Annotated in this window: 22 protein-coding genes; 21 read left to right on the top strand and 1 reads right to left on the bottom strand. The window is 71.3% G+C overall.

Annotated elements, in window-relative coordinates:
* The first annotated feature begins 5 nt into the window (after positions 1–5).
* From hisD to STRCI_RS11250, 10 genes are all read left to right on the top strand, one after another.
* Positions 6–1,331, top strand: a complete 1,326-nt coding sequence (hisD, locus tag STRCI_RS11295; protein ID WP_269658757.1) for a histidinol dehydrogenase — start codon at positions 6–8, stop codon at positions 1,329–1,331.
* Positions 1,328–2,464, top strand: coding sequence for a histidinol-phosphate transaminase (locus STRCI_RS11290; protein WP_269658756.1), 1,137 nt, complete (start codon positions 1,328–1,330; stop codon positions 2,462–2,464). The genes hisD and STRCI_RS11290 overlap by 4 nt, the downstream gene beginning before the upstream one ends.
* The gene (gene hisB, locus STRCI_RS11285) at positions 2,461–3,054 is read left to right on the top strand and encodes an imidazoleglycerol-phosphate dehydratase HisB (protein WP_030318918.1); all 594 of its coding nucleotides are present in this window, start codon (positions 2,461–2,463) and stop codon (positions 3,052–3,054) included. The genes STRCI_RS11290 and hisB overlap by 4 nt, the downstream gene beginning before the upstream one ends.
* Positions 3,051–3,215 carry a hypothetical protein gene (locus STRCI_RS11280; RefSeq protein ID WP_269658755.1) on the top strand — a complete coding sequence of 55 codons (165 nt, stop codon included), beginning with the start codon at positions 3,051–3,053 and terminating at the stop codon, positions 3,213–3,215. Before hisB ends, STRCI_RS11280 begins: the two co-directional genes overlap by 4 nt.
* Positions 3,206–3,856: an imidazole glycerol phosphate synthase subunit HisH gene (gene hisH / locus STRCI_RS11275; protein WP_269658754.1), complete on the top strand. Its 651-nt coding sequence runs from the start codon at positions 3,206–3,208 to the stop codon at positions 3,854–3,856. The genes STRCI_RS11280 and hisH overlap by 10 nt, the downstream gene beginning before the upstream one ends.
* Positions 3,856–4,584 (top strand): bifunctional 1-(5-phosphoribosyl)-5-((5-phosphoribosylamino)methylideneamino)imidazole-4-carboxamide isomerase/phosphoribosylanthranilate isomerase PriA, encoded by a 729-nt coding sequence (gene priA, locus STRCI_RS11270; RefSeq protein WP_269658753.1) that lies wholly within the window; start codon positions 3,856–3,858, stop codon positions 4,582–4,584. The genes hisH and priA overlap by 1 nt, the downstream gene beginning before the upstream one ends.
* Positions 4,581–4,985 carry a RidA family protein gene (locus tag STRCI_RS11265; RefSeq protein WP_269658752.1) on the top strand — a complete coding sequence of 135 codons (405 nt, stop codon included), beginning with the start codon at positions 4,581–4,583 and terminating at the stop codon, positions 4,983–4,985. The genes priA and STRCI_RS11265 overlap by 4 nt, the downstream gene beginning before the upstream one ends.
* Positions 4,982–5,737, top strand: a complete 756-nt coding sequence (gene hisF / locus STRCI_RS11260) for an imidazole glycerol phosphate synthase subunit HisF (RefSeq protein WP_269658751.1) — start codon at positions 4,982–4,984, stop codon at positions 5,735–5,737. The genes STRCI_RS11265 and hisF overlap by 4 nt, the downstream gene beginning before the upstream one ends.
* Positions 5,738–5,855: 118 nt before the next feature.
* Positions 5,856–6,443, top strand: a complete 588-nt coding sequence (locus STRCI_RS11255) for a winged helix-turn-helix domain-containing protein (RefSeq protein WP_269658750.1) — start codon at positions 5,856–5,858, stop codon at positions 6,441–6,443.
* A gap of 13 nt (positions 6,444–6,456) precedes the next feature.
* Positions 6,457–7,719, top strand: a complete 1,263-nt coding sequence (locus tag STRCI_RS11250; RefSeq protein ID WP_269658749.1) for an MFS transporter — start codon at positions 6,457–6,459, stop codon at positions 7,717–7,719.
* Between the two features lie 4 nt (positions 7,720–7,723).
* Here STRCI_RS11250 and STRCI_RS11245 read toward each other — a convergent pair whose 3' ends face one another.
* Positions 7,724–8,359 carry a TIGR03085 family metal-binding protein gene (locus STRCI_RS11245; RefSeq protein WP_269658748.1) on the bottom strand — a complete coding sequence of 212 codons (636 nt, stop codon included), beginning with the start codon at positions 8,357–8,359 and terminating at the stop codon, positions 7,724–7,726.
* 83 nt (positions 8,360–8,442) lie between these two features.
* Between STRCI_RS11245 and hisI the strand changes: the two genes are divergently transcribed.
* The 11 genes from hisI to lgt all read left to right on the top strand — a co-directional run bounded on the left by hisI (position 8,443) and on the right by lgt (position 17,184).
* On the top strand, positions 8,443–8,832 hold the full coding sequence (gene hisI / locus STRCI_RS11240) for a phosphoribosyl-AMP cyclohydrolase (RefSeq protein ID WP_269658747.1): 390 nt from the start codon (positions 8,443–8,445) through the stop codon (positions 8,830–8,832).
* A gap of 11 nt (positions 8,833–8,843) precedes the next feature.
* On the top strand, positions 8,844–10,322 hold the full coding sequence (locus tag STRCI_RS11235; RefSeq protein ID WP_269658746.1) for an anthranilate synthase component I: 1,479 nt from the start codon (positions 8,844–8,846) through the stop codon (positions 10,320–10,322).
* Positions 10,323–10,374: 52 nt separating this feature from the next.
* On the top strand, positions 10,375–11,013 hold the full coding sequence (locus tag STRCI_RS11230) for a TIGR02234 family membrane protein (RefSeq protein WP_269658745.1): 639 nt from the start codon (positions 10,375–10,377) through the stop codon (positions 11,011–11,013).
* A gap of 176 nt (positions 11,014–11,189) precedes the next feature.
* Positions 11,190–11,432: an HGxxPAAW family protein gene (locus STRCI_RS11225; protein WP_269658744.1), complete on the top strand. Its 243-nt coding sequence runs from the start codon at positions 11,190–11,192 to the stop codon at positions 11,430–11,432.
* Positions 11,433–11,493: 61 nt separating this feature from the next.
* Positions 11,494–11,940, top strand: a complete 447-nt coding sequence (locus tag STRCI_RS11220) for a DUF2752 domain-containing protein (RefSeq protein WP_269658743.1) — start codon at positions 11,494–11,496, stop codon at positions 11,938–11,940.
* A 123-nt stretch (positions 11,941–12,063) separates the two neighbouring features.
* Positions 12,064–12,873 carry an indole-3-glycerol phosphate synthase TrpC gene (gene trpC, locus STRCI_RS11215; protein ID WP_269658742.1) on the top strand — a complete coding sequence of 270 codons (810 nt, stop codon included), beginning with the start codon at positions 12,064–12,066 and terminating at the stop codon, positions 12,871–12,873.
* Between the two features lie 22 nt (positions 12,874–12,895).
* Positions 12,896–13,123 (top strand): tryptophan biosynthesis modulator TrpM, encoded by a 228-nt coding sequence (gene trpM, locus STRCI_RS43540; RefSeq protein ID WP_418953324.1) that lies wholly within the window; start codon positions 12,896–12,898, stop codon positions 13,121–13,123.
* Positions 13,124–13,202: 79 nt separating this feature from the next.
* Positions 13,203–14,486, top strand: a complete 1,284-nt coding sequence (gene trpB / locus STRCI_RS11210; protein ID WP_269658741.1) for a tryptophan synthase subunit beta — start codon at positions 13,203–13,205, stop codon at positions 14,484–14,486.
* Complete coding sequence (gene trpA, locus STRCI_RS11205; protein WP_269658740.1) at positions 14,483–15,301, top strand: tryptophan synthase subunit alpha; 819 nt, start codon at positions 14,483–14,485, stop codon at positions 15,299–15,301. The genes trpB and trpA overlap by 4 nt, the downstream gene beginning before the upstream one ends.
* Positions 15,302–15,363: 62 nt before the next feature.
* A complete protein-coding gene (locus STRCI_RS11200; protein ID WP_269658739.1) occupies positions 15,364–16,140 on the top strand; it encodes a DsbA family protein in 777 nt (258 codons plus the stop codon).
* Between the two features lie 81 nt (positions 16,141–16,221).
* The gene (gene lgt, locus STRCI_RS11195; RefSeq protein WP_269658738.1) at positions 16,222–17,184 is read left to right on the top strand and encodes a prolipoprotein diacylglyceryl transferase; all 963 of its coding nucleotides are present in this window, start codon (positions 16,222–16,224) and stop codon (positions 17,182–17,184) included.
* Positions 17,185–17,245 lie beyond the last annotated feature (61 nt).

Here is a 17,245-nt window from a genome sequence, read left to right as displayed (position 1 = left end):
ACGGCGTGATCTCCCGAATCGATCTGCGCGGCGACGCCCTTCCCGAGGGCCCCGCCCTGCGCGACCTGCTGCCCCGAGCCGACTTCGACGTCGCGGCCGCCCTGGACAAGGTGCGTCCGATCTGCGAGGCCGTGCATCATCGGGGCGACGCGGCGCTGATCGACTTCGCGGAGAAATTCGACGGGGTCAGGCTGGAGCAGGTCCGGGTGCCGGCCGAGGCCCTCGACAAGGCGCTGAAGGAACTCGACCCGGCCGTCCGCGCGGCCCTGGAGGAGTCCATCCGGCGCGCCCGGCTCGTCCACCGCGAGCAGCGCCGTACGACGCACACCACCCAGGTCGTCCCCGGCGGCTCGGTCACCGAGAAGTGGCTGCCGGTCGACCGGGTCGGGCTGTACGCCCCCGGCGGCCGGTCGGTGTACCCGTCGTCCGTGGTGATGAACGTCGTGCCCGCCCAGGAGGCGGGTGTGGAGTCGATCGCGCTCGCCTCGCCCGCCCAGGCCGAGTTCGGGGGCCTGCCGCACCCGACGATCCTCGCCGCCTGCGCGCTGCTCGGCGTGGATGAGGTGTACGCCGCCGGCGGCGCGACCGCCGTCGCGATGTTCGCCTACGGCACTGAGTCCTGCCCGCCCGCCGACATGGTCACCGGACCCGGCAACATCTGGGTCGCCGCCGCCAAGCGCTACTTCACCGGCAAGATCGGCATCGACGCCGAGGCCGGTCCCACCGAGATCGCGGTCCTGGCCGACGAGACCGCCGACCCGGTGCACGTCGCCTCCGACCTGATCAGCCAGGCCGAGCACGACCCGCTGGCCGCCGCCGTCCTGGTCACCGACTCGGTCGCGCTCGCGGACGCGGTGGAGAAGGAGCTTGAGCCGCAGGTCGCGGCCACCAAGCACATCGAGGACCGGATCGTCCCGGCCCTCAAGGGCAGGCAGTCGGCGATCGTCCTCGTCGACGGCATCGACGAGGGCCTGCGGGTCGTCGACGCCTACGGCGCCGAGCACCTGGAGATCCAGACGGCGGACGCCGCCGCGGTGGCCGACCGGGTGCGCAACGCGGGCGCGATCTTCATCGGGCCCTGGGCCCCGGTCTCCCTCGGCGACTACGCCGCCGGGTCCAACCACGTCCTGCCCACCGGCGGCTGCGCCTGCCACTCCTCGGGCCTGTCCGTCCAGTCCTTCCTGCGCGGCATCCACATCGTCGACTACACGCGGGACGCGCTGGCCGAGGTCGCGCATCACGTGGTGACGCTGGCGGAGGCGGAGGATCTGCCGGCCCACGGGGCGGCGATCAAGGCGAGGTTCGGTTGGAAGGTTCCTGAAGGCAAGTGACTGGCATCGACGATCTCCCCGTACGGGACGAGCTGCGCGGCAAGTCCCCTTACGGCGCGCCCCAGCTGGACGTGCCGGTACGGCTGAACACCAATGAGAACCCCTACCCGCTGCCCGAGCCGCTGGTCGAGCGGATCACCGAGCGGGTGCGCGAGGCGGCCCGGAACCTCAACCGGTACCCGGACCGCGACGCCGTGGAGCTGCGCACCCAGCTCGCCAAGTACCTGACGGACACGTCCGGGTACGAGGTCGGCCTGGCCAACGTCTGGGCCGCCAACGGCTCCAACGAGGTCATCCAGCAGCTGCTCCAGACCTTCGGCGGCCCCGGCCGCAGCGCCATCGGCTTCGAGCCGTCGTACTCGATGCACGCGCTCATCTCGCGCGGCACCGGCACGGGCTGGATCTCCGGGCCGCGCAACGACGACTTCACCATCGACGTGGAGGCGGCCCGCCAGGCGATCGCCGAGCACCGGCCCGACGTCGTCTTCATCACCACCCCCAACAACCCCACGGGCAACGCCGTCCCGCCCGAGACGGTCCTCGCGCTGTTCCAGGCCGCGCAGGCGGCGAAGCCGTCGATCGTGGTGGTGGACGAGGCGTACATCGAGTTCAGCCACGGCGACTCGCTGCTGCCCCTGCTCGACGGGCGCCCCAACCTCGTCATCTCCCGGACCATGTCGAAGGCGTTCGGCGCCGCGGGCCTGCGCCTCGGCTACCTCGCCGCGCACCCCGCGGTGGTCGACGCCGTCCAGCTCGTCCGGCTGCCCTACCACCTCTCCGCCGTCACCCAGGCGACCGCGCTGGCCGCCCTGGAGCACACCGACACCCTGCTCGGCTATGTCGAGCAGCTCAAGGCCGAGCGGGACCGGCTGGTCTCCGAACTGCTGGTCATCGGCTACGAGGTCACCGCCTCGGACGCCAACTTCGTTCAGTTCGGCCGGTTCGACGACACCCAGGCCGTCTGGCGGAAGATCCTCGACCGGGGCGTCCTGGTCCGGGACAACGGCGTACCGGGCTGGCTGCGGGTGACCGCGGGAACCCCCGCCGAGAACGACGCGTTCCTCGACGCGGTCCGTGAACTACTGAGTTTTGTGGGGGACACCCCCACACCCCCGGAGGAGCAGAGCGCATGAACCGCGTAGGACGCGTGGAGCGAGTCACCAAGGAGACGTCGGTGCTCGTCGAGATCGATCTCGACGGCAGCGGCAAGGTCGACGTCTCGACGGGCGTCGGCTTCTACGACCACATGCTCGACCAGCTCGGCCGGCACGGTCTGTTCGACCTGACCGTGAAGACCGAGGGCGATCTGCACATCGACTCCCACCACACCATCGAGGACACCGCCCTCGCGCTGGGCGCCGCCTTCAAGCAGGCCCTCGGCGACAAGGTGGGCATCTACCGCTTCGGCAACTGCACGGTCCCGCTGGACGAGTCCCTCGCACAGGTCACCGTCGACCTGTCCGGCCGCCCGTACCTCGTGCACACCGAGCCCGAGAAGATGGCGCCGATGATCGGCGAGTACGACACCACCATGACCCGGCACATCCTGGAGTCCTTCGTGGCCCAGGCGCAGATCGCCCTGCACGTGCACGTGCCGTACGGCCGCAACGCGCACCACATCGTGGAGTGCCAGTTCAAGGCCCTCGCCCGCGCCCTGCGCTACGCCTCCGAGCGTGACCCGCGCGCGGCCGGCATCCTCCCGTCGACGAAGGGCGCCCTGTGAACGGCCTCTCCACCATCCTGATCGTCGTCGGCCTGTTCCTGGCCGGCGGCATCTACTCCTTCGTCAAGCAGGAGATGCCCAAGAGCCTCATCGTGCTGCTCTCCATCGGCGCCGGGATGTGCCTCGTCGCCGGTGTCCTGAGGCTGGAGGTGTGGAGTTGACCGCGTCCTCGAAGAAGGTCGTCGTCTTCGACTACGGCTTCGGCAACGTCCGGTCCGCCGAGCGCGCCCTCGCCCGCACGGGCGCCCAGGTCGAGATAACGCGTGACTTCGACCAGGCCATGAACGCCGATGGACTGCTGGTCCCCGGCGTCGGCGCCTTCGCCGCCTGCATGACCGGTCTGCGCGAGGCCCGTGGCGACTGGATCATCGACCGCCGGCTGTCCGGCGGCCGCCCGGTGATGGGCATCTGCGTCGGCATGCAGATCCTCTTCGCCCGCGGCATCGAGCACGGCGTGGAGACCGAGGGCCTCGACGAGTGGCCCGGCTCGGTCGAGCCGCTCCAGGCCGACATCGTGCCCCACATGGGCTGGAACACCGTCGACGCCCCGGCCGACACCGAGCTGTTCGCCGGCCTGGACGCCGACGCCCGCTTCTACTTCGTGCACTCCTACGCCGTCCACAACTGGACCCTGGAGACGCACAACGCCGCCATACGGGCCCCCAAGGTCACCTGGTCGACGCACGGCGAGCCCTTCGTGGCCGCCGTGGAGAACGGCGCCCTGTGGGCCACGCAGTTCCACCCCGAGAAGTCCGGCGACGCCGGAGCGCAGCTGCTGAACAACTGGATCGGAACCTTCTGATGGCCTCGAAGCTCGAACTCCTCCCGGCCGTTGACGTCCGTGACGGCCAGGCGGTCCGCCTGGTGCACGGCGAGTCCGGCACGGAGACCTCCTACGGCTCCCCCCTGGAGGCCGCCCTCGCCTGGCAGCGCTCCGGCGCCGAGTGGCTGCACCTGGTCGACCTGGACGCCGCCTTCGGCACCGGCGACAACCGGGACCTGATCGCCGAGGTCACCAAGGCGATGGACATCAAGGTCGAGCTGTCCGGCGGCATCCGCGACGACGACACCCTTGCCGCGGCCCTGGCCACCGGCTGCACCCGGGTGAACCTGGGCACGGCCGCGCTGGAGACCCCGGAGTGGGTCGCCAAGGTCATCGCCGAGCACGGCGACAAGATCGCGGTGGGCCTGGACGTACGGGGCACCACGCTCCGCGGCCGCGGCTGGACCCGCGACGGCGGCGACCTCTACGAGACGCTGGAGCGCCTCAACCAGGAGGGCTGCGCCCGCTACGTGGTCACCGACATCGCCAAGGACGGCACCCTCCAGGGCCCCAACCTGGAGCTGCTGCGCAACGTCTGCGCGGCCACGGACCGCCCGGTCGTGGCCTCCGGCGGCGTGTCCTCCCTGGACGACCTGCGCGCCATCGCGGAGCTGGTACCCCTCGGTGTCGAGGGCTCCATCGTCGGGAAGGCCCTGTACGCGAAGGCGTTCACCCTGGAAGAGGCCCTGGAGGCTGTGTCCTCATGACATCGGATGCCGTACGGCGTGTGCAGAGCGGAAGTCCCTGGGAGGAGTCCTTCGGTTTCGCACGCGCCGTCGCGGCGGGCGACCGCGTCCTGGTGGCGGGCACCACGTCCTTCAAGGGCCACGTGCTGTACGGCGAGGGCGACCCGTACGAGCAGGCCAAGGTGGCCTTCACCGGCGCGATCGAGGCGCTCGGCGAGTTCGGGCTCGGGATCGAGTCCGTGATCCGCACGAGGATGTACCTGACCCACGCGCGGGACATAGACGAGGCGGGCCGTGCCCACAAGGACCTCTTCGACGCGGTACGACCGGTGTCGACCCTGCTGGTCGTGGAGGGCTTCGTCGACCCGCGCATCCTGGTCGAAGTAGAAGTAGAAGCATTCAGAGGAGCCGAGCAGTCATGACCCTGGCGGTCCGAGTCATTCCCTGCCTGGACGTGGACAACGGCCGGGTCGTCAAGGGCGTCAACTTCCAGAACCTGCGCGACGCGGGCGACCCCGTCGAGATGGCGAAGGTCTACGACGCCGAGGGCGCCGACGAGCTGACGTTCCTGGACATCACCGCCTCGTCCGGCAACCGCGAGACGACGTACGACGTGGTGCGCCGCACCGCCGAGCAGGTCTTCATCCCGCTGACCGTCGGCGGCGGGGTGCGCACGGCCGAGGACGTGGACAAGCTGCTGCGCGCGGGCGCGGACAAGGTGGGCGTCAACACGGCTGCGATCGCGCGCCCGGAGCTCATCCGGGAGATCGCCGAGCGCTTCGGCCGCCAGGTGCTGGTGCTGTCGGTGGACGCGCGGCGCACGGCCGCCGGCTCCTTCGAGGTGACGACGCACGGTGGCCGCAAGGGCACCGGCATCGACGCGGTGGAGTGGGCGCACCGGGCCGCGGAGCTGGGCGCGGGGGAGATCCTGCTCAACTCGATGGACGCGGACGGCACGAAGGACGGCTACGACATCGAGATGATCGAGGCGGTGCGCAAGCACGTGACGGTGCCGGTCATCGCCTCCGGCGGCGCCGGGAAGCTCGATCACTTCGCCCCGGCGATCGGGGCGGGCGCGGACGCGGTGCTGGCGGCGTCGGTGTTCCACTTCGGCGACCTGCGGATCGGCGAGGTGAAGCAGGCGCTGCGGGAGGCGGGGCATCCCGTTCGGTGAGTGCGGTGTGAGCCCCGGTTGCCCGTGTGGGTGGCCGGGGCTTCCTCTTGGCCGGATGCGAAAGAGAAGTTGCGCAAAAACTATTGCGCAAGATTTCTTTCGTATCTAGGTTGGGGGTATGGCAAGCAAGGAGAACCGCCAGATCTCCGATCTGGGCACGCTCAAGGCCCTCGCGCATCCGCTGCGCATGAAGCTCTACCGGCTGCTGCTGCTCGCCGGTAAGGCCACGGCCTCGCAGCTCGCCGGGCAGGTCGACGAGGCCGTGTCGCTGGTCAGCTACCACCTGCGCAAGCTCGGCGAGCACGGGCTGATCGAGGAGGCCGAGCCGAGCAGCGGGGACGCTCGGGAACGGTGGTGGCAGCCCGCCTCGGACGGCGTCTCCATCCGCAGCACGGACTTCAAGGACGCGCCGGAGAAGGTCGCGGCCCATGTGGCGGCCTCTCGGCTCTTCCAGGAGCAGCGCACCGAGATGTACCGCACCTACCTCGACGAGCGCGCTCACTATGGCGCCGACTGGAACGCCGCCGTCGTCGACTCGGAGTCCCTGCTGAGGCTGACCGCCGGTGAACTGACCGAGTTGAAGCAGGAACTGCTGGACGTACTGAGGAAGTACGACGACCAGGGGCGCGCCCGCGAGGCCGCCGGTGAGACCGAAGGGCGCGAGCACATCGCCCTGCACATGTACGGCTTCCCGTTCCGCCTCTGAGAGGGCCCCCTCCGTGACCGTCACCCTCATAGCCCCGCCCGAGACCACCCCGCGCCCCGCCCACCGCGACCCCAACGTCCTGCGCTGGCTCACCGCCTATGCCAGCTCCATGGTCGGGGACAGCGTCTACTACATCGCCCTGTCCTGGGCGGCCGTCCAGGCGGGCTCGCCCTCGCAGGCCGGGGTGGTCATGGCCGTGAGCGCCGTGCCGCGGGCGCTGCTGATGCTCGGCGGAGGAGTGCTCGCCGACCGGCTCGGGCCGCGCAAGGTCGTCATCGGCAGCGACATCGTGCGCTGCGTGGCGGTGCTCGCGGTGGCGGCGCTGCTGTTCCTGACCAGCCCGGGGCTGTGGCCGCTGGCCGTGCTCGCGCTGGTCTTCGGCACCGTGGACGCGGTGTTCATGCCGGCCGTGGGCGCGCTTCCCGCGCGGGTGGCGTCCCGCGATCAGCTCGCGCGCGTGCAGGGCATGCGGGGCCTGGCGATCCGCTTCGCGAGCGTGGTCGGCGGTCCGCTCGGCGGGCTCGCGGTGGCGGTCGGCGGCGCCACGGCCGCGTTCGCGCTGGCCGGGCTGCTCATCGCGATCTCGGTACCGCTGCTGATGGCCGTACGGGTGCGGGACCTGCCCGCCGACGACAAGGCCGACGACAAGTCGGCCGCATCCGGCGGCACCGCCTCGCGGGACCTGGTCGCCGGGCTCCGCTACATCCGCCGCCACCGGGTGCTCGCCCCGCTGATGCTCGCCATCGCCCTCGGCGACCTCGGTTTCGTCGGCCCCCTCAACGTCGGTCTGACCCTCCTCGCCGACGAGCGCGGCTGGGGCGCCTCCGGGATGGGCTGGGTGCTCGCCGGGTTCGGCGTCGGCGCCGGGGCCGCCTCCCTGCTGCTGACCGTGCGCGGGCGCCTGCCGCACGCCGGGCGGGTGGCCGGGGGCGCCATCATCGCCGGGTCGGTCGCGATCGGCGCGCTGGCCTTCGTCACGAGCGTCGTCGCGGCCGTGGGCGTCGCCCTGCTCATCGGACTGCTCGCGGGGCTCAGCGGCGCGATGTGCGGCGCCCTGCTGCAGACCCAGGCGGACCCCGCCTACCTGGGCCGCGTCACCGCCGTGTCCGGCCTGGTCAGCCTCGGTCTCGCCCCGCTCAGCATGCCGCTGTCGGCCACCGCGATCGGCGCCTGGGGCACCGGGCCGGTCTTCGTGGCCAGCGCGGCGGTGTGCGGGCTCGGCGGGGTGATCGCGCTGGGCGTACGCGGTCTGCGCCGCGCCGAGCTCCCGAAGTGACCCCTCAGATCCCGAGCTGCTTCGCCTCGTGCAGCTTCGCCACGGCGTCCTTGTCGCCCTCCAGCTCCACCTCGGCCGCGTTCTGCCGGCCGTAGAGGAAGAGCAGCAGCTCCGACGGCTCGCCCGTCACCGTCACCACGGGCGTACCGCGATGGGCCACCGAGGTCTGGCCGTTCGGGCGGCGCAGCACCAGTCCGGTCGGCGCGCCGCGGCCCATCAGGCGGGCGGTGCGCTCCAGCCGGGACCACAGGGCGTCCTGGAAGACCGGGTCGAGCTCGCGGGGCGTCCAGTCGGGGCGGGCCCGGCGGACGTCCTCGGTGTGGACGTAGAACTCCGCCGTGTTCGACATCTCCTCGACCTGCTTGAGCGAGAACGGCGAGAAGCGGGGTGGTCCGGTGCGGATGAGCTGGATCAGTTCCTCGTACGGCTTGTCCGTGAACTCGGCCGTCACCCGCTCCAGGCGGCCGGCGAGCTGCTTGATCAGGATGCCGCCGGCGGCATCGGGGCGGCGCTCGCGCACCACGACGTGCGCGGCGAGATCGCGGGTGGTCCAGCCCTCGCACAAGGTCGGGGCCTCCGGACCCTCGGCCTCCAGGAGGTCGGCCAGCAGAAGTCGTTCACGCTTGGCGAAAGTCGACATGCGGCCAGACTACGACCGCCCTGAAGGTCCGCCCAGTGGACATGCGGCCGGAACTGTCGGTCCCGCGCGGCACAATGGCACCCATGACCAGCAAGCCCCGTCAGCCCAGCCGGCTGGACCCCGAGATCGCCGCGCGAATCAAGCGCAGCGCCGACGGGCTCCTCCCCGCCATCGCCCAGCAGTACGACACCGGAGAGGTGCTCATGCTCGGCTGGATGGACGACGAGGCCCTGCATCGCACCCTCACCACCGGCCGCTGCACCTACTGGTCCCGCAGCCGCCAGGAGTACTGGGTCAAGGGCGACACCTCCGGCCACTTCCAATGGGTCAAGTCCGTCGCCCTCGACTGCGACGCCGACACCGTCCTCGTCCAGGTCGACCAGGTCGGCGCCGCCTGCCACACCGGCACCCGCACCTGCTTCGACAGCGACGTCCTGCTCAAGGATTCCGGCACCCCGGCCGGAGATCAGTAAGGTCACCGGCCATGGATCTCGAGACCTTCCGCAAGCTCGCCACCGACCGGCGCGTCATCCCGGTCACGCGCAAGCTCCTCGCCGACGGCGACACCCCGGTCGCGCTCTACCGCAAGCTCGCCGCCGAACGCCCCGGCACCTTCCTGCTGGAGTCCGCGGAGAACGGCCGCTCCTGGTCCCGGTATTCGTTCGTGGGCGTCCGCAGCGCCGCCACCCTCACCGCGCGGGACGGCCAGGCGCACTGGCTCGGCGTCCCGCCCGTCGGCGTGCCCATCGACGGTGACCCGCTCGCCGCCCTGCGCGCCACCATCGAGGCCCTGCACACCCCCCACCAGGAGGGCCTGCCGCCCTTCACCGGCGGCATGGTCGGCTACCTCGGCTACGACATCGTGCGCCGCCTGGAGAAGATCGGCCCCGGCGAGCGCGACGACCTCAAGCTGCCCGAGCTGACCATGCTCCTGACCAGCGACCTCGCCGTGATGGACCACTGGGAGGGCTCGGTCCTGCTGATCGCCAACGCGATCAACCACAACGACCTCGACACCGGCGTGGACGAGGCCTACGCCGACGCGGTCGCCCGCCTGGACGCCATGGAGGCCGACCTCTCCCGCGCGGTCGCCCAGCCCCCGGCCGTCCTGCCGCCCTCCGAACTCCCCGAGTACACCGCCCTGTGGGGCGGCGAGGACTTCCAGCGGGCCGTGGAGGACATCAAGGAGCGCATCCGGGCCGGAGAGGCCTTCCAGGTCGTCCCCTCCCAACGCTTCGAGACCCCGTGCACGGCAAGCGCCCTGGACGTCTACCGGGTCCTGCGGGCCACCAACCCCTCGCCGTACATGTACCTCTTCCGCTTCGACGGCTTCGACGTCGTGGGCTCGTCCCCCGAGGCGCTGGTGAAGGTCGAGGACGGGCGGGCCATGGTGCACCCCATCGCCGGCACCCGCTGGCGCGGGGCCACCCCGCAGGAGGACCAGGCCCTCGCCGACGACCTGCTTGCCGACCCCAAGGAGCGCGCCGAGCACCTCATGCTCGTCGACCTCGGGCGCAACGACCTCGGGCGGGTCTGCGAGCCCGGCTCCGTCGAGGTCGTCGACTTCATGTCCATCGAGCGCTACTCCCACGTGATGCACATCGTCTCCACGGTCACCGGAAAGGTCGCCCAGGGCCGCACCGCCTTCGACGTCCTCACCGCCTGCTTCCCGGCCGGCACCCTCTCCGGCGCGCCCAAGCCCCGGGCGATGCAGATCATCGACGAACTGGAGCCCTCCCGGCGCGGTCTGTACGGCGGCTGCGTGGGCTACCTCGACTTCGCCGGCGACTCCGACACTGCCATCGCCATCCGTACGGCCCTGCTGCGCGACGGCACCGCCTACGTCCAGGCGGGCGCCGGGATCGTCGCCGACTCCGACCCGGTCGCCGAGGACACCGAGTGCCGCAACAAGGCGGCGGCGGTGCTGCGCGCGGTGCACACGGCGAACCGTCTGAAGAAATAGGGCGCTTCTCATATGAACCCCGGGTGACGGTTCGCCCGGGGTTCAGGCGATAGTGGAGTACGTGACTGCTGTTCCTCACCCCCGTTCCGAAGCCGCAGGACCCGCCCGGGCCGGCCGCGTCAGCCTCGCCGTGGCCCTGCTGTCCGGCGCGCTCGGCGCAGCCGTGGCGCTGCTGGCCACCCGCAGGCAGTGGTCGGAGGGCACCGCGACCGTCGCCGGCGGCGACTTCCCGCTGACCGCGAGCGGCAGCGACGTGACGGGCGTGCCCGCCTCGCTCGCCATAGTGGGCCTCGCCGCGCTGGTCGCCGTCTTCGCCGTACGCCGCCTCGGCCGCGTCCTCGTCGCGGGCCTCCTCGCCCTCTCCGGCGCCGGGACCGTCGCCGCCGCCCTGATCGGCGCCGACGACAGCGCCGCGCTCGACGAGAAGGCGGCCCAGGCCACCGGCGACACCGCCGCGACCGTGGCCGCGCTCAGCCACACCGCCTGGCCGTACGTGGCCGCCGCGGGCGGTGCGCTGATGCTGCTCGCCGGGCTGCTGGCCCTGCGGTACGCGCCCGCGTGGCCCGCCATGTCCAGCCGCTACGAGCGCTCCGGCGCACCCCGGCCGCGCAAGGCACCCACCGTGGACCCCGACCGCCCCGAGGACCTCTGGAAGGCCCTGGACCGCGGCGAGGACCCGACCGGGGCGTAAGTCTTTCGGCCGCGGGCCGGTGGGGGCTGGTCGCGCAATTCCCCGCGCCCCTGTCGGGCGCTGACGCGCACCCGACTCGTGAGAGTGACCCCCGAGTACCTGACGCTCATGCATGCGGAACAATGAACGTCGAGCGTCCGGCTCAGAGACTTACACACAGCAACGAGGAGCAAGTCATGGCGGGCAGCAGCCACGGTCACACCCCGGCCGCCTGGACCGGTGTCACAATCGCCTTCATCGGTTTCTGCGCCGCGGGTGCCTTCATGGTCCTGGCCAACCCGGCGGGCTTCTGGGCGAGCATGGGCGTCGTGGCCCTCGGTGGTGTCGTCGGCTGGCTCATGAAGGGCATGGGCCTCGGCCAGTCCAAGGACGCCGGCCGGCCGCTGCGCACGAGCGAGGCGGCGAGCATCGAGAGCTGACGCTCACGATCTTCGTCAGGGGCGGCCCCACAGGCCGCCCCTCACGCGTTCCGGGGGCACAATGCGAGGCGTGAACACCGACAGCCGCAGGGTGACACGACAGGGCACCGGAGCCGTCCTGGCACGTCTCGCGGTACCCACCGGAGTGCTCGCGGCCGTGGTCGGCGCCTTCGCCTACGTCGCCGCCGTCGACCCGAACGAGCCCGGCCACTACCCGGCCTGCCCGCTGCTCCAGCTCACCGGTCTGTACTGCCCCGGCTGCGGCGGACTGCGCAGCGCGCACGCCTTCGCGCACGGCGACCTCGCCGCTGCCCTCCAGAACAACGCGGCGGCCGTACTGGGCTATCTGGCCTTCGCCGCGCTGTGGACCGTCTGGGTGGTCCGCACCGCACGCGGACGCCCGGTGCGGCTCGATCTCGGGCCGGTGCACCTGTGGACGCTCGGCACATTGCTGCTGGTCTTCACGGTTGTCCGGAACCTGCCCTTCGGTGGCTGGCTGCATCCTTGATCAACTGGCGAATGTCCAGGTAGTGGGACCGCCGTCAACCGGATGCGAGGCCTACGCCTTCCTCCGGATACCATCGCAGTGACCACCGGTTTTCGTCATCGCATCGGGAAGGGGGCCGCTCGCGTGAGTGTGCTCGACGAGATCATCGACGGAGTCCGTGCCGACCTCGCGGAGCGGCAGGCGCGCGTCAGCCTCGACGAGCTCAAGGAGCGCGCGGCGAAGGCTCCCGCGGCCAAGGACGGCGTCGCCGCCCTCAAGGGCGACGGCGTCAAGGTGATCTGCGAGGTCAAGCGCTCCAGCCCGTCCAAGGGCGCGCTGGCCGCGATCGCCGACCCGGCCGGACTCGCCGCGGACTACGAGGCGGGCGGCGCGGCCGTCATCTCCGTACTGACCGAGCAGCGCCGCTTCGGCGGCTCGCTCGCCGACCTGGAGGCCGTCCGCGCCCGCGTGGACATCCCGGTCCTGCGCAAGGACTTCATCGTCACGTCGTACCAGCTGTGGGAGGCCCGCGCATACGGCGCCGACCTCGCCCTGCTGATCGTCGCCGCCCTCGACCAGCCGGCCCTGGAGTCGCTGATCGAGCGCGCTGTCTCCATCGGTCTGACCCCGCTGGTCGAGGTGCACGACGAGGACGAGGTCGAGCGTGCCGTGGACGCGGGCGCCAAGATCATCGGCGTCAACGCCCGCAACCTCAAGACCCTGGAGGTCGACCGCGGCACCTTCGAGCGCGTCGCGCCGGAGATCCCCGCGAACATCGTCACGATCGCCGAGTCCGGCATCCGCGGCCCCCACGACCTCATCGCCTACGCCAACGCCGGCGCCGACGCGGTCCTGGTCGGCGAGTCCCTGGTGACGGGCCGCGACCCCAAGTCCGCGGTGGCCGACCTGGTGGCGGCGGGCGAGCACCCGGCTCTGCGGCACGGGCGTAGCTGATCTTTCGATAGGCTTGGCCCCGATGACTCCCACGACGACAGCCACGGACAGGTATGCCCGCCTCGCGCGCGGTTGCCGCCCCCGTGGTTGCCGCGCGCCCGCACGCAGGGTGCACGGCCGCAGAGTGCGGTACGTCATCGGGGACGAACCAGGGCAAGTCAATGGCATGCGATGGCAGCAGCGCCCCGTCAGGGGCGCGGGGCTGTGTTTGATTTGCGGCTACCGCCGCGCGGGCGCGATCAGCCACTGACGGCTCGCAGTCGACACACCATCCCCCGCCCCCACGGCGAACAGTGCTGCTCACACACCACTCACCGTGAGGTATCCGCATGCCCAGCGACTTCTTCATCCCAGACCCCGAGGGTCAAGTCCCCACCCCCGAGGGCTACTTCGGCGCCTTCGGCGGAAAGTTCATCCCCGAGGCCCTCGTCGCGGCAGTCGACGAGGTGGCCGTCGAGTACGAAAAGGCCAAGCACGACCCCGAGTTCGCCCGCGAACTGGACGATCTGCTGGTGCACTACACCGGCCGACCGAGCTCCCTCACCGAGGTGCCGAGGTTCGCCGAACACGCCGGTGGTGCACGTGTCTTCCTCAAGCGGGAAGACCTGAACCACACCGGCTCCCACAAGATCAACAACGTCCTCGGCCAGGCCCTGCTCACCAAGCGCATGGGCAAGACGAGGGTCATCGCCGAGACCGGCGCGGGCCAGCACGGCGTGGCGACGGCGACGGCCTGCGCGCTGTTCGGCCTCGAATGCACCATCTACATGGGCGAGATCGACACCCAGCGCCAGGCCCTCAACGTGGCCCGCATGCGCATGCTCGGCGCCGAGGTCATCGCCGTGAAGTCCGGCAGCCGCACGCTGAAGGACGCGATCAACGAGGCCTTCCGCGACTGGGTCGCCAACGTCGACCACACGCACTACCTGTTCGGCACGGTCGCCGGACCGCACCCCTTCCCCGCGATGGTCCGCGACTTCCACCGTGTCATCGGCGTCGAGGCCCGCCGTCAGATCCTGGAGCGCGCCGGACGCCTGCCCGACGCCGCCATCGCCTGTGTCGGCGGCGGCTCCAACGCCATCGGTCTGTTCCACGCCTTCATCCCGGACGCCGACGTACGCCTCATCGGCTGCGAGCCCGCCGGGCACGGCGTGGAGACCGGCGAGCACGCGGCCACGCTGACCGCGGGCGAGCCCGGCATCCTGCACGGCTCCCGCTCCTACGTCCTCCAGGACGACGAGGGCCAGATCACCGAACCGTACTCGATCTCGGCCGGTCTGGACTACCCGGGCATCGGCCCCGAGCACTCCTACCTCAAGGACAGCGGCCGCGGCGAGTACCGCGCGGTCACCGACGACGCGGCGATGCAGGCCCTGCGCCTGCTGTCGCGCACCGAGGGCATCATCCCCGCCATCGAGAGCGCCCACGCGCTGGCCGGCGCCCTGGAGGTCGGCAAGGAGCTGGGCAAGGACGGGCTGATCATCGTCAACCTGTCCGGTCGCGGTGACAAGGACATGGACACGGCCGCCCGGTACTTCGGCCTGTACGACACCGACGCCGAGGTGGCGGCGAACGCCGCCGACATCGCCGAGATCGAGGGGGACGCCAAGTGAGCGGGAACATCCAGCTGTTGACGGACACCCTCGCCGCCGCCAAGGCCGAGGGCCGCTCCGCGCTCATCGCCTACCTCCCGGCCGGGTTCCCGACCGTGGACGGCGGCATCGAGGCGATCAAGGCCGTCTTCGACGGCGGCGCGGACATCGTCGAGGTCGGTCTGCCGCACAGCGACCCCGTCCTCGACGGTCCCGTCATCCAGACCGCCGACGACATCGCGCTGCGCGGCGGAGTGAAGATCGCCGACGTGATGCGCACGGTCCGCGAGGCCCACGCCGCGACCGGCAAGCCGGTGCTCGTCATGACCTACTGGAACCCGATCGACCGCTACGGCGTCGAGCGGTTCACCGCGGAGCTCGCGGAGGCGGGCGGCGCCGGGTGCATCCTGCCCGACCTGCCCGTGCAGGAGGCGGCGCTGTGGCGGGAGCACGCCGAGAAGCACGGGCTCGCGACGGTCTTCGTCGTCGCCCCGAGCAGCAAGGACGAGCGGCTCGCCCAGATCACCGCGGCGGGCAGCGGCTTCGTCTACGCCGCCTCGCTGATGGGCGTCACCGGAACCCGTGAGTCGGTCGGCGCGCAGGCGCAGGACCTGGTCGAGCGGACCCGGGCCACCGGCAGCGGGCTGCCCGTCTGCGTCGGGCTCGGCGTCTCCAACGCCGCGCAGGCGGCCGAGGTCGCCGGGTTCGCCGACGGGGTCATCGTCGGTTCGGCGTTCGTGAAGCGGATGCTGGACGCGCCCGACCACGCGGCCGGTATCGAGGCCGTCCGCGCCCTCGCCGCCGATCTCGCCGACGGAGTCCGAGGCAAGGTGTAACCCGAACGGGTGGACCTGGGACCGGGGAGGCGCTGCGCGCCTCCCCGGTTCGTTTCCGGGGTGTGAGCGAGAAGAACCGTGAGGGAAAGCGCACCGCCCGGGAGCGGATGGCCATCGAGCGAGAGAAGCAGAAGGCCGCGGAGAGGCGTCGGCGCACGCTGATCGTCGGAGCGAGCGTCGTCTGCGTCCTGGGGCTCGCCGCGGTGATCGGGGTGATCGCCGCCAATGCCGGAAAGGACGACGACGGCGACTCCGCCGGTCCCGTCGTGGCCCCCTCGGGCGCGCAGGGCGAGGACAGCCTGGCGATCCCGGTCGGCGAGGAGGACGCCCCGTCGACCCTCGTGGTCTGGGAGGACTTCCGCTGCCCGGCCTGCAAGTCCTTCGAGGACGCCTACCGCTCGACGATCCATGAGCTGACCGACGCCGGTCAGCTCAGAGTCGAGTACCGCCTCGCGACGATCATCGACGGCAACATGGGCGGCACCGGCTCCCAGAACGCCGCCAACGCCGCGGCCTGCGCCCAGGACGCCGGGAAGTTCGTCGAGTACCACGATGTGCTCTACACGAACCAGCCCGCCGAGACCGACGACGCCTTCGCGGAGAACAGCAAGCTCTTCGAGCTGGCCGCCAAGGTCGACGGACTGGACACGCCCGCCTTCCGCACCTGTGTGGAGGAGGGCACGCACAACGGCTGGGTGGCGAAGTCGAACGAGGCCTTCCGCAGCGGCGGCTTCACCGGCACACCGACCGTGCTGCTGGACGGCAAGAACATCTACCAGGACCAGTCGATGACGCCTCAGAAGCTGAAGGAGCAGGTGCAGGAGGCGGCCAAGGGATAGGGCGCGGGGCCCGCCTGTTATGGAGCCGTAGCCGGGCTGCCCGACGCGTGCGCCGCCCGGCAGGGTAGCGTCGACCTTGCCATGGAACTTGCCTACATTCCCAGCCCGTCGCGCGGGGTGATCCACCTCGGTCCCATTCCGCTGCGAGGCTACGCGTTCTGCATCATCATCGGCGTCTTCGTCGCCGTCTGGCTCGGCAACAAGCGCTGGATCGCCCGCGGCGGCCGGTCCGGCACGGTGGCCGACATCGCGGTGTGGGCCGTCCCCTTCGGACTGGTCGGCGGGCGCCTCTACCACGTGATCACGGACTACCAGCTGTACTTCAGCGAGGGCCGTGACTGGGTGGACGCCTTCAAGATCTGGGAGGGCGGCCTCGGCATCTGGGGTGCCATCGCGTTCGGCGCGCTGGGCGCGTGGATCGGCTGCCGGCGCCGGGGCATCCCGCTGCCGGCGTACGCCGACGCCGTCGCCCCCGGCATCGCCCTCGCGCAGGCCATCGGCCGCTGGGGCAACTGGTTCAACCAGGAGCTGTACGGCAGGGCCACCGACCTGCCCTGGGCCGTCGAGATCACCTCCTCCTCGGACGGCCGGGAGCCGGGCACCTACCACCCGACGTTCCTGTACGAGTCGCTGTGGTGCGTCGGTGTGGCGCTGCTCGTCATCTGGGCCGACCGCCGGTTCAAGCTGGGCCACGGGCGGGCGTTCGCGCTGTACGTCGCGTCCTACTGCGTGGGCCGGTTCTGGATCGAGTACATGCGGGTCGACGAGGCGCACGAGATCCTGGGCCTCCGCCTGAACAACTGGACCGCGCTGGTGGTCTTCCTGCTGGCGGTGCTCTACATCGTCGTCTCCGCCAAGCAGCGGCCGGGCCGGGAGGCCGTGGTCGAGCCGGGCGCGGTCGACGCCGTGGCCCCGGCCGACGAGGACGAAGCGGACGACGCCGAGAAGGCCGAGAAGGCGGACGGCGCCGACACGGCCGACGAGGAGTCCTCCGACCTGAAGGACGATGCCAACGACGGGGCCGGGTCGGCGAAGAAGGGCTGACCGGTCGGACGTACGACGGCGAAGGGCGCCCGGAAGTGTTCCGGGCGCCCTTCGCCGTTGT

It is taken from the genome of Streptomyces cinnabarinus, assembly GCF_027270315.1.
Classification (GTDB): domain Bacteria; phylum Actinomycetota; class Actinomycetes; order Streptomycetales; family Streptomycetaceae; genus Streptomyces; species Streptomyces cinnabarinus.
Note: the sequence above shows the minus strand (reverse complement) of the source record. Positions and strands in the feature narration are given on the sequence as shown.